Source organism: Mucilaginibacter endophyticus, assembly GCF_003351025.1.
Classification (GTDB): domain Bacteria; phylum Bacteroidota; class Bacteroidia; order Sphingobacteriales; family Sphingobacteriaceae; genus Mucilaginibacter; species Mucilaginibacter endophyticus.
Map to the genome: position 1 here is coordinate 1,404,097 of NZ_QPCG01000001.1, position 12,508 is coordinate 1,416,604.

At 42.5% G+C, this 12,508-nt stretch carries 9 protein-coding genes; 7 read left to right on the forward strand and 2 right to left on the reverse strand.

Features of this window, described 5'->3' with window-relative positions; translation table 11 throughout:
- Positions 1 to 2: 2 nt before the first annotated feature.
- From DUL71_RS05575 to DUL71_RS05590, 4 genes are all read left to right on the forward strand, one after another.
- Positions 3 to 1,175: a M20/M25/M40 family metallo-hydrolase gene (locus tag DUL71_RS05575; protein ID WP_114937108.1), complete on the forward strand. Its 1,173-nt coding sequence runs from the start codon at positions 3 to 5 to the stop codon at positions 1,173 to 1,175.
- Positions 1,150 to 2,490, forward strand: a complete 1,341-nt coding sequence (locus DUL71_RS05580) for a sigma-54-dependent transcriptional regulator (protein ID WP_114937109.1) — start codon at positions 1,150 to 1,152, stop codon at positions 2,488 to 2,490. The genes DUL71_RS05575 and DUL71_RS05580 overlap by 26 nt, the downstream gene beginning before the upstream one ends.
- A 361-nt stretch (positions 2,491 to 2,851) precedes the next feature.
- Positions 2,852 to 4,243 (forward strand): outer membrane beta-barrel protein, encoded by a 1,392-nt coding sequence (locus tag DUL71_RS05585; protein WP_114937110.1) that lies wholly within the window; start codon positions 2,852 to 2,854, stop codon positions 4,241 to 4,243.
- 150 nt (positions 4,244 to 4,393) lie between these two features.
- Complete coding sequence (locus DUL71_RS05590) at positions 4,394 to 4,996, forward strand: hypothetical protein (protein ID WP_114937111.1); 603 nt, start codon at positions 4,394 to 4,396, stop codon at positions 4,994 to 4,996.
- A 59-nt stretch (positions 4,997 to 5,055) separates the two neighbouring features.
- Here DUL71_RS05590 and DUL71_RS05595 read toward each other — a convergent pair whose 3' ends face one another.
- A complete protein-coding gene (locus DUL71_RS05595) occupies positions 5,056 to 6,213 on the reverse strand; it encodes a trans-sulfuration enzyme family protein (RefSeq protein WP_114937112.1) in 1,158 nt (385 codons plus the stop codon).
- A gap of 6 nt (positions 6,214 to 6,219) precedes the next feature.
- Positions 6,220 to 7,548: an APC family permease gene (locus DUL71_RS05600; protein ID WP_112573730.1), complete on the reverse strand. Its 1,329-nt coding sequence runs from the start codon at positions 7,546 to 7,548 to the stop codon at positions 6,220 to 6,222.
- A gap of 411 nt (positions 7,549 to 7,959) precedes the next feature.
- On the opposite strand from DUL71_RS05600, the gene DUL71_RS05605 reads away from it, so the two are divergent.
- From DUL71_RS05605 to DUL71_RS05615, 3 genes are all read left to right on the forward strand, one after another.
- Positions 7,960 to 8,991: a LacI family DNA-binding transcriptional regulator gene (locus tag DUL71_RS05605; RefSeq protein ID WP_244228705.1), complete on the forward strand. Its 1,032-nt coding sequence runs from the start codon at positions 7,960 to 7,962 to the stop codon at positions 8,989 to 8,991.
- A 329-nt stretch (positions 8,992 to 9,320) separates the two neighbouring features.
- Positions 9,321 to 9,989: a basic secretory protein-like protein gene (locus DUL71_RS05610; RefSeq protein ID WP_114937114.1), complete on the forward strand. Its 669-nt coding sequence runs from the start codon at positions 9,321 to 9,323 to the stop codon at positions 9,987 to 9,989.
- A gap of 178 nt (positions 9,990 to 10,167) precedes the next feature.
- Positions 10,168 to 12,456 (forward strand): GH92 family glycosyl hydrolase, encoded by a 2,289-nt coding sequence (locus DUL71_RS05615; protein WP_114937115.1) that lies wholly within the window; start codon positions 10,168 to 10,170, stop codon positions 12,454 to 12,456.
- Positions 12,457 to 12,508 lie beyond the last annotated feature (52 nt).

Below are 12,508 nucleotides of genomic sequence, written 5' to 3' on the forward strand. Positions count from 1 at the left end.
CTATGATAAAAACATTGAATGAGCAGCCTGCCACCTCATTGGTAGGGCATACGCTGCCTTTGAATCCGCATTTCTTCAGCGAATCTGTTGTGCTGTTACAGCATATGATAAAAGCCTCGTCGTTCAGCGGGAGTGAGGATGCGGTTGCTGATATTATATATCAGCATTTGCTGGGGTATTCGGTAAAGGTAAAACGGCAGGGAAACAATATCTGGTGCTTTAATAAATACTACGATGAAACTAAACCGACAATATTGCTTAACTCTCATATGGATACGGTTGTGCCAAACGAGGGGTACACAAAAGATCCGTTTTGCCCGGAAATAAGCGAAGGGAAACTCTATGGCCTCGGAAGCAATGATGCGGGTGGCTGCGTGGTATCGCTCATTGCTGCTTTCCTGCATTTTTACAGCTACCATGGCCTTGGTTTTAATTTGTGCCTTGCCATCACGGCGGAAGAAGAAAACTCTGGCGAGAATGGGATCAAATCAATACTGCCATTATTGGGCGGTTGCGAACTGGCCATAGTTGGTGAGCCAACCCTGTTGCAAATGGCCATTGCCGAAAAAGGCAATCTTGTCATTGATTGCATAAGTAACGGTCGCCCCGGTCATGCCGCGCGTGAGGAAGGTGATAATGCCATACATAAATGTTTAAGAGATCTGGAATGGTTTAGCCTGTACCAGTTTCCGCAGCAATTGAAAGGAGTTGCGCCGGTAAAAATGACGGTTACTACGATTAAAGCCGGTTCACAGCATAATATTGTGCCGGGAAGGTGTGAGTTTACGGTAGATATCAGGCATGATGATACTTTTTCGCAAAACGAGATAGTTGATATCATCAGGCGTAATGTATCATGCCAGGTGAACCCTCGCCCTGGTTCGCTGGGGGCATCGTCGGTATCTCCCGAACATCCTATTGTTAAAACCGGGATTGCTGTTGGCTGCAAAACTTATATTTCACCAACTACATCTGATCAGGCCTGGCTATCTATCCCTTCAGTAAAGATTGGCCCAGGTGATTCGGCACGCTCACATTCGGCCGATGAATTTATCTACCTCGAAGAGATCAAGAAGGGCATCAACCTTTATGTACGGCTGCTTGAAACGCTGCCGCTGATGCTCATCAATAATCCAAACAAATACAAAAATGAAATCAAGCATATTAATAATTGATGACGAGGTAAAGCTCAGCGAACTAATGGCCCGCATCCTGGTACTGGAAGGATATCACGTGATTCAGGCCCCCAATGCCAAAGCAGGTTTGCGACTCATAGAACGCGAGGATGTAAGAGTAGTTTTGAGCGATGTAAAGTTGCCGGATGCCAATGGTGTTGAACTGGTGCAACGGATTAAACAAATAAAACCCTACATCGAGATCATTAACCTTACGGCCTTCGGTACCATTAGTGATGGGGTTTTGGCTATCAAAAACGGAGCTTTTGATTATTTAACCAAGGGCGATGATAATGATAAGATCATACCCCTTGTAAGTAAGGCGCTCGATAAAGCTAATCTTCAGTATCACATTAACGAACTGCAAAATGAGGTTGAAACCCTGCATGGTTTTCCGATTGTACTGGGGCAATCGCCGGCGATACTTGAAGCCGTTGAACTGGCCAGAAAAGTAGCCCGAACCGACGCCACGGTTTTACTTTTGGGTGAAACCGGCACCGGTAAAGAAGTATTTGCCGAAGCTATTCATTACGAAAGCCTGCGTAAAGACAAACCCTTTGTTGCTGTTAACTGCAGTGCCTTTAGTAAAGAGTTATTGGAGAGTGAACTGTTTGGATACAAAGCCGGTGCATTTACCGGGGCGCTGAAGGACAAGAAGGGCTTATTTGAAGAAGCCAACGGCGGCACCATATTTTTAGATGAGCTTGGCGAAATGAGTCACGACCTGCAGGCCAAACTGTTACGAGTGCTCGAAAACGGTACTTTCATTAAAATAGGCGAAACGCGGACTGTAAAGGTAAATGTGCGGCTTATTGCTGCCACCAACCGCGATTTGCAAAAGGAATCGGAAGACGGACATTTCAGGCTCGATCTGTTTTATCGCCTGTCCGGGTTTTCTATCGTGTTGCCGCCCCTGAGAGATAGGATAGGGGATATAGAGGTGCTTGCAAGGCATTTTATTAAGCTTTATTCGGCCAAGGTGAAGAAAAAGCAGCCCGACGTAGATGAGAACTTTTTTAAGCTGCTCAACCAACACAAATGGAACGGTAACATCCGCGAGCTTAAAAATGTAATTGAACGAGTTATTATCCTGATGGATGAACCGCTGCTTACTCCCAAACTGTTGCCCAATGAATTTCATAACGGCGGATATTATGACCTGGTTGCGCTTGATCTCGACAGCGTGGAGCGCCATCACATCCGCAGGATCCTGAAATATGTAAAAGGCAATAAATCGGAGGCAGCAAGGGTGCTTGGAATTGGTTTAGCCACCCTTTACCGAAAAATTGAAGAGTACCATATTATCATGAACTGATACTTATGAGTAAATAAAATCACGATCATGTTGAAATTGTTTCAACACCTCACGCGCTAAGCAAAATGCCCACCTATCCTGTGGGGTGCTGAAACAAGTTCAGCATGACGCCGTGATTATCCATTTCCCTCCCAATCACCATGAGAAAACCACCTTCTCAAAATGAAAAGGATCATTCAGATATCGCTCATCAAAAAATAAAGACAAAATAATTAAAAGGCTGATAATCAAATCGGCGAAAAATATTGCAACCGCTTTGGTATAGCAATTGGCAGGCGTGCCATAATTAACGCAGGCAGGGGCAATTAAAATTTAACACTGCAACCCGCCCTTGCCGCGAACAAATAATATCATATTCAAAATGAAAAAACTTCTCTTATTTATTGCTTTAGGCCTTACACTTCTTTTAGCCTATGCCCAGGCAAACGCTGCATCATTACAAGACAGCACCATTGTTAAAGACACCGTAAAAACCAAACCCGAGCCGTTTGCTTTTGGCGACTTTACCTGGCTTAACGGCAACGACCGCCGTCACAAAGCTTTACTTGATACCAAATATTTCACCGGTCGTTTCCTGCTTGATTTTAACTATACCGCTTCAAACAATAACCCGGTAGACCATACCGTAGTTGGCTCAACCGCTCTGGCTCGTGATCACGAGTTCGAGATATCTACCGTAGCCTTTGGCGGCGATTTTCACTACGATAATGTGCGGGCCAGCGTACTAACGCAGTTCGGTACCCGTGCCACCGTTGTGCCCCGTAACGATTTTAGCGTTACACGCGGGCAATTTGACCTGAGTACAGCTTATCGCTACCTGAGCGAAGCTAACGCCGGTTATCACTTTAATGTGCTTAATGGTATTAACGTTGATGCCGGCTTGTTCATGTCGTACGTGGGGTTGTTCTCGTACTATAATGCCGAGAACTGGGCTTACCAGCCATCATTTACAAGTGATAACACACCGTGGTTTTTTAACGGCGTACGTGTACAAATCTTTGTATCGGATAAACTGAAAATTGAGCCTTGGCTTATCAACGGCTGGCAATCATATGGCATGTTTAACAGCAGGCCAGGTATTGGTGGTCAAATTCTTTGGCGCCCAAAAGAATGGTTACAGGTGTTAACCAATAACTATTACGGTGCCGATACGCAGGACAAACCAGGCCGTAAACGTTTCCATACTGATAATAGCGTAGAGGTACGTTACTATAAAAACAAAAATACGTTTGTAAATAGTATGGCTTTCTCTTTAACCGGCGACCTTGGCGATGAGAAAGGAGATGGTGTTAACGGGTTTAAATCTGATCCAGTTAAAGGCCCTGCCCAATATTTTGCAAGTGCCATGTTTTACAACCGTATGGTGATGGCTAACGGCCACTTAGGCTGGACTATAGGCGGTGGTGTAATGAATAACCCGGGCCGTTACCTGGTGCTTTATCCAACAGGTGATGCAAACCCAATTCCGGCAGTAGGTACCGGCGCAATTGGTACACATCCGTTCTCGGCTAATCCTGGCGATAAGTTTCATGCTTACGATTACTCAACTACTGTAGACCTGATGCCTAACGATTACCTCACCTTCAGGATGGAAGTGGTACACCGCCATGCAGATGTGCCTTATTTTGCAGGCCACGGTGGCGTAACCTCACCTGATGGCTATAATACTACACCGCTTTCCGGAACTAATTTTACGCCTGATCTGGTAAATTCTGAAACAAGATTCATAGCTGCCTTGCTTGTGCGCTTTTAGACACAAGAGGCGCATTATATAAACGTACTTTAAAACCGCGATAACTTATCCCGTTTGGATTGTAAGGGTAGGTTTAGTAAAGGTTGGAGGCCGGGTTTTGCCGCCCGGCTTTTTTATGCCCTTAATTTCAAGAATTAAATAGTAAACAAAATGAAAAATTCAATTAAAATGGTCATCGTCATGATGGTGATCAGTATACAGGCAAATCGCCTTATGGCACAAAACACAAATGCCAATTCTGGTATTTATTTAACTGTTCAGGATTACAAATCAGGCAAATTGAGCTATGGGCCTGAAGCTGGAAAAAAGCTAAAACTTAACGATTTTTTAGGTGGTAGCCGCATTAGTATTCTTTCTGGGGGCAAAAAGATCAGAATAGCAAAAAACGAGATTTTTGGCTACCGTTATGAAGGTAAGGACTACAGGGTTTATCAAAACGAAGCTTACGAGATGATTGATACGGCAGGCTTTCCACTTTATGCCCATGTACAGCTAATGCCACAAGGTAAAGGCTACACACGTACCGAAACTTATTTTTACAGCACTGATGCTACAACGCCCGTTTTAAATTTAACTATAGCAAACGTATACAGGAGTTTTTCCGGGCAAAATGATTTCAGGTACAGCATCCGCAATTACTTTCGTGGTGATGCGGATCTGATGGCTTATGACAGCTTAAACCGGGAATACCAGATCAAATACCTGTATTTTGAGCATCAACATGCAAAAGGCACTCAACACGCATCCTTATAAATAATTAACTATTGATTTTCCAAACCAAACAGCAATCCCGGCGCGAGGCCGGGAGCTGTTTATTGTTCTAAAGCCTGTTTAATATCTGCTATCAGATAGTGCGGATCTTCGAGCCCAATATACATCCGTATTAACTGATGATGACCGTTATCGGTTGAATAATCCTCTTTCTTAAATGATGCTATGGCCGGCACAACAAGGCTTTCGTGGCCACCCCACGAAACTGCCAGCAGGATGTGCTGCAGGCTGTTACAAAACGTTTCAATTTTATTGAATGTGCTGTTTTTTAATACCAGGCTAAACAAACCGCCACAGCCCTGCATTTGCTGATTTACCAGATCGGCTTGTTGAAACTGGGGACTGAACGGCCAGATTACTTCCTGTACTGCCGGGTGGCTTGCAAGCCATTCTGTGATGATCCGGGTGCTTTCAAAGCTACGTTGCAAACGAAGCGGGAGGGTCCTTAAACCTCGCAAAAGCAGCCATGCCGAATGAGGGGACAATGCAGGGCCGGTATTCATGAATTCATGCTCAAAAAGCTTTTTAAGCAAAGCCTTGCTACCGGTAAGTACGCCGGCTACCACATCCGAGTGCCCTCCAATATATTTTGTTGCCGATTGCGCAACCAGGTCAACGCCCATGGATATTGGCTGTTGATACAGCGGACTGCAATAGCTGTTATCGATCATGGTTATTATACCTCTTGATTTTGCGAAGCCGGTCACTTTTTTGATATCCTGCAACGCATAACAAAACGTATTGGGGCTTTCGAGATAAATTAAGCGTGTTTGCGGAGTTGCTGCTTGTTCAAAATTTTCAAAAACAGTTCCGTCAATAAATGTGGTGGTGATGCCAAATTTGGGTAAAAAGTCTTTGAAAAGTTTAATTGTCCAGCTGTACAGGTTATCCACTGCAATAATATGATCGCCCGATTTTAGCAGGGACAAGATCGGGATGCTGATGGCACTGATACCGCTGCTGAACAAAAGTGCGTCTTCGGCACCGTCTAACGCGGCAAGTTTTTTTCTGAGTATATTGAGTGTGGGGTTTTGGCCCCTTGAGTACAAGCTGCTTTCAAATTCATCATTCATAGCCTCCCTAAGCCCTGCAACATCTTTAAAACTGAAGTTGCTTGATTGCATAATGGGCGGCGAAACGGCGTTGAAATAGTTCTCTCTTTCCTCCCCAAGTTCATTTAAAATAAATGACAAATCCATAAGTAATTAAAGTGTAGTAATAGGTTTTTGGCTTCGTTTTGTGATATAGTATATAATAAGGCCTGCTATAAATGCGCTGATGCATATTAAAGCTGCCTGCGGATTTTCAATAAAAATGCTGATGGTAACAAACCAATAGGTGGTAATAAATATGATAGGAATAACCGGGTACCACTTCATAACATATATACCGGTATTATTAAGCTGTTTGGTTTTGCGCCGTAAAATGAAGATTGTAATAGCCGCGGTTGAAAGACCAACGGTATCAAAAAACATTACGTAGCTTAAGATGGTTTGAAACGAGCTTGCAAAAAACAGGATGATAAGCACCGCGCCAACAAAAAATGTAAGGCCAAATTCCTGTACCTGGGTTTGGCTGTTTACACGTTTAAAGCGTGCCGGTAATATACCGTCTTCGGCCATGGCATAGTAAACACGGGGGTTGGCCATAATATTTACATTAACAAAAGCCAGCACCGAAACAAACATTAACAGAGATACTATTTTGTATCCAGCCGCTCCAAACAAAACCCCGGCAAGTGTTGCCGCCAGCGTGGTCTTGTGCTGAAGACCGCTAATTCCCAGAACAGAATAATAGGCAAAGTTGATAAGCATATATAATGATATCACGGTGGCTATCCCAAAAAATATAGCCTTGGGGATATTGATTTTCGGGTTTATAATATCGCCTCCAAAATTTATGGTTTGCTGGTAGCCACCGTAGGTAAAAAATACAGCCACCAAACTTAATCCGAACGCACTTATATTGTTATTATTATGATATGCGATAACTTCTTTGGCGGTATGGATATTGCCTTTGAACACGGCGGCGCACAAAATCAAGATCATGCATATTTTAAAAAGGGTAAGTATATTTTGGGTACGGGCACTCATCTTAATACCCAGGTAATTGATGATGTACAAAATAAGCACCGATGTTATAGTCATGATTTTGATGCCCGTATCGTTTTGAAGGCTTGGGGGCATAATAACAGGATTAATATATTCTGCACCTATAAGTGCTACGGCAGCCACCGAAGCGGCGTTGCTTATCACCAGCACCCAATTAATCATAAAAGCAAAAGCGGGGTGAAAGCAGTACGAAAAAACCTTGTAAAAACCACCGGTAGTAGGGTAGCGTGCACCAATTTCGGCAAAGGTAAGTGCCCCACATAAACTCACTGCTCCGCCAAGTAGCCAGGCCCCGAAATACAAAAGAGGAGTGCTTGAGTTTTTAGCCACTTCGACAGGCGCCGCGAAAATGCCCATGCCAATCACAAGGCTCACAACAATCATTGAAAGATCAAAACGGTTGAGTTTTGGCGTTATGCTCATGTAGTTTTAAAATACCAATTAATTAAGGGAAACACAAAATTTAAATGTAGCATAAATTCGTTAGCTCCGGGCATAGTAAAAGCTTTTATTGAATTCCTTCTTTAAAAAATATTTAGCTATAGTATCTGACAATTATTGCTTGTTTTCATTGTTTTGTAACAAATTGTTGTTGAAAAGATTAAAAATGGAAGTCATAAGCTATATTTACCCAGCCGGTTTTAAATGTTTATATTGAATAGCTAAAATATTGGCAGTTAGATGGATAAAATTGCCTTTTTTGATTGAAAAGATGGAGTAAAGCGAGATTTTTAGTAAGATCTCTGATTTTTAACTGACTTTAGATCAGGCATAAAATTGACAAATATTTAAAGTGGCGGGCTTTCTAAACCTTAAACCTGAATTTGAGAAACGATGATGAAAAAAAAGATATCCATTAAGGATATAGCCAAACTTACCGATACGTCAATAACCACTGTTTCATTTGTTTTGAATGGAAAGGGCCGTATTAGCAAAGAGATCAGCAAGAAAATATTGGATGTAGCCCAAAAAAACGGTTATGAGCCTAATCGCATGGCCGTTGGTCTGCGTACCGGTGTTTCTAAAGTTATAGGGCTGATAGTGGAGAGTATTGGCGGCCCATTTTTTGGAGAGATGGCGAAGGTGATAGAAGAAGAAGCCGAGAAAGGCGGATACCGCATTATATATTGCAGTACCAACAATAACTTGCAAAAGGGAAAGGACATGATCAGGATGCTAAGCCAGCAGCTGGTTGATGGTTATATTATTACCCCAATGAAAGGTTTGGAAAAAGATATCCAGAACCTGGTTGATAATGAAAAACCGGTAGTATTGATAGATGGATATTTTCCCGGAACAAATATCCCGCACGTACTGGTTGATAATTTTGCAAGCGCTTATAACGCTGTTGATTGCTTTGTAAGATCAGGGTATAAAAATATAGGCATGGTAACAGCCGATCTGGGCCTGATTCAGCTTAATGACCGTAGCCTGGGCTATAAAGCGGCTTTAAAGGATAATAAGCTGAAAGATAGCAGTAAAACGGTTCTGAAAATCCCTTTTGATATGGATAAAAATGAAGGGGTAGAAGCCATTAAAGCATTTATAGAAAAGCAAAAGCAGATGGATGCTATCTTTTTTACCACCAATTATTTGGGTACTATGGGCTTGCAGGCTATCAAAGATCTTAAGCTTAGCATCCCTGAAGATATCGCGGTAATCAGCTTTGACGATAATGAAGTATTCAGTTTATATCCGCCGGGTATTACTACAATACAGCAGCCAACTTATGATATTGCCAAATCGGCAATTGACATTTTGATGGCACAAATCAATACGCACAAACTTGATGCTTCAAAAATAGATTTGCAGATTCCGTCTAAGTTGATTGAGCGGGGATCAACCTTAGCTAAGGTCTCTGCATAACAGGGAGTTTAGTATTGGTAAACAAATAATGGTAAAATCATTTGGTAAAACGTTTTAATTGCCTACATTTGAACAATGTGCTCATCTTGAATAGGAGAGCACAACGGGAGAGATGATCTCCTGAGGGTTCAAGTGCTTCATAGTTCTTTTTTACTAATATTGTTTAATTAATAAAAGCGCCTGTTGTTTGAAGAGCAACAGGCGTTTATTTTGACCGGATAAAAAAATAACATAATAATATTACAAAGGATTGTGTTTTAAATGATAAAACGTTTTATCTATATTTGAACGGTTTTACCTACTATCACGCGCAAAAACCAAAACTATTCATGAAAAAAATACTTATTCCACTACTTTTAATTGGGGCAACATGTTGTGGCGCCAAAGCTAATGCCCAGGAAGTTTTTAAGAAAAAGGGGTACCAGGTAACTTTCATTAATAAGGATGCTGCATTTAGCACCGATTTGAAAGACAGATTGATCAAAACCTTTTTTGAGGTATATCCCAAACTGGCAAAGGAGTACAACAAAAACACATCTAAAAAGGTAACTTTTGTTATCGACACCGCTTATGATGGCGTAGCGGCTACCGGGAATGATACCGTAGTATTCAGCGCTAAATACATGACTAAACATCCTGGCGACGTTGATGTGGTTACGCACGAAGTGATGCATATTGTGCAGGCGTATGGTAACAGCGTTGGTCCCGGATGGTTAACTGAAGGCATTGCAGACTATGTCCGTTTTAAATTTGGAGTTGATAACGCCGGTGCAAAATGGGCGTTACCTGCCTTTAAATCAACCCAAAACTATGATAATGCTTACCGTATAACTGCCCGCTTCCTGGTATGGACAGAAAAAAACTTTAAACCAGGATTGGTTAAGGAACTGGATAAGCAACTGCGCGACCATACTTACACAAACGATAGCTGGAAAAACCTTACCGGTAAAACTGTCGACGAATTGTGGGCTGCCTATGCAGCAAACCCTGCTATTTAAAACGTTTATGTTTGTTGTGTAACAAATGTAGCTAAACCACAATTGGCACTGTGTTTTATATAAATTAGCTGCCTTATCACAAAAAAGCTAAAGGCTGTAATGTAAATAAACAGGAGGGCCGGTGATGATGAATATTTTTCCGGCGTAGCCGGGAACAAGGATATACTTAATAGTACAAATGAAAAAATTACTTACAGCGTTATTAATAGGGTCGGCGGCATATGCACAGGCCCAAACAAAAACAGAAAAGCTGGTTGATTATGTTAACCCCATTATAGGCACACAACGTATGGGGCACACTTATCCTGGTGCTACTGTACCATTTGGTATGGTGCAATTAAGCCCCGAAACGGATACGGCGAGCTATGAAAAAGATGGTCACTATAATCCCGATGTGTATAAATACTGTGCGGGTTACCAATACGATGATAAAACGATAGTCGGCTTTAGTCATACCCATTTCAGCGGTACCGGTCACTCAGATCTGGGTGATTTTTTAATTATGCCGACTGTTGGCCAGCTTAAATTAAATCCGGGTACTGCAGATAAACCGGGTAGCGGCTATCGTTCAGCATTTTCGCATCAGAATGAGGTTAGCGCTGCTAACTACTACAAAGTAAAGCTGGATGATAACAATATAACGGCCGAGCTAACTACCACTGCCAGGGTTGGTTTCCACCAGTATACTTTTCCTAAGTCAGATCAGTCGCATATCATTCTTGACCTGATGGCGGGTATCTATAACTATCCTGATAAAAACGTATGGACTTACCTTAAGGTTGTTAACGATTCAACTGTTGTTGGCTTCCGCCAAACCAATGGCTGGGCACGTACCCGTACGTTGTATTTTGCAATGAGCTTTTCAAAACCTTTTTATCAGCATGGCTATAAAAAGTATGATAAACGCGAAGTGTATGGTGGTTTCTGGGGTAAATTCAATCAAACTAAAAACTTCCCTGAAATCGCAGGGCGGCAGATCCGTACTTACTTCGATTTTAAAACCGAGGAAGGGGAGAAGATCAAGATCAAGTTTGCCATATCTCCTGTAAGCATGGATGGCGCAATGAACAACATGCGCACCGAAGCGCCGGGCTGGGACTTTGATAAGATCAAGAATGATGGTCAGCAGCTTTGGGAAAAAGAACTGCATAAAATAGAGATTGCCGGAAGCAAAGAAACCAAACTGAACTTCTACACCTCCATGTACCATACCATGATCAACCCAACGTTGTACATGGATGCTGATGGCCAATACAAAGGCCTTGATCAAAATGTACACAAGGCAGATGGTTTCACCAACTACACTACATTTTCGCTTTGGGATACTTACCGTGCGTTGCACCCGTTATTCAATATCATTGAGCCGAAACGTAATGCGGATATGATCCAATCGATGCTGGCCCACTTTGATCAGAGCCCGGAGCACATGTTGCCGGTTTGGTCAAACTCGGGTAACGAAAACTGGTGTATGAGTGGCTACCACAGCGTTGCTGTAATTGCCGATGCCGTTATAAAAGGTAATGTGAATTTTGACGCCAACAAAGCGCTTGATGCCTGCGTTGCTACAGCCCGCCACCGCGATTATGAAGGTATTGGCGAGTATATGGATAAAGGATACATCCCTGACGAAAAAAGCGGCGTATCGGTGTCTTCAACCCTTGAATATGCTTTTGATGACTGGGCAATTGCTCAGCTTGCCAAAAAACTGAACAGGAATGATATTTACGAGGAGTTCATCAAACGTTCTGAAAATTATAAAAACGTTTATGATGCCTCGATAGGTTTCATGCGTCCTAAGCTGGCCAACGGCTCATTTAGGACTAAATTTGATCCGTTGAGCACCATTAATGAAGGTTTTATTGAAGGCAACAGCTGGAATTATACATTGTTCGCTCCACAGGATCCTAAAAGCCTGATCAAGCTGATGGGCGGCGATAAACGTTTTGTGCGTTACCTGGATTCATTGTTCACCATGAATTTGCCCGATAAGTATTTTGCCGAAACGGAAGATATTACCCGCGACGGAATTATCGGCAACTATGTGCATGGTAATGAGCCATCGCACCACGTAGCCTACCTGTATAACTGGACAGATAAGCCATGGAAAACACAGGAACGCGTACGCATGATTTTGCCGATGATGTACAAGCCAACCCCAGATGGTTTGGGTGGTAACGATGATACCGGCCAGATGAGTGCATGGTACATATTTACCTCGCTTGGTTTTTACCCGGTAGCACCAGGTTCTGATCAATATTCAACCGGCAGTCCGGCTGTTGACCACGCGGTTATCAACCTGGATAACGGTAAAAAGTTTACGGTAAACGTTAAAAATCAAGGTCCTAAAAATGTATACGTGCAAAAAATGATACTGAACGGTAAGCCGCTTGATAAGCTGTTTATTAGCCATGATGAGATCATGAACGGTGGTGAGATCACTTTTTACATGAGCTCGAAGCATAAGTAGAGGTTAGAGATTAGAGATTAGTAAAAGGGCTTTCCGCGTTGGAGAGCCCTTT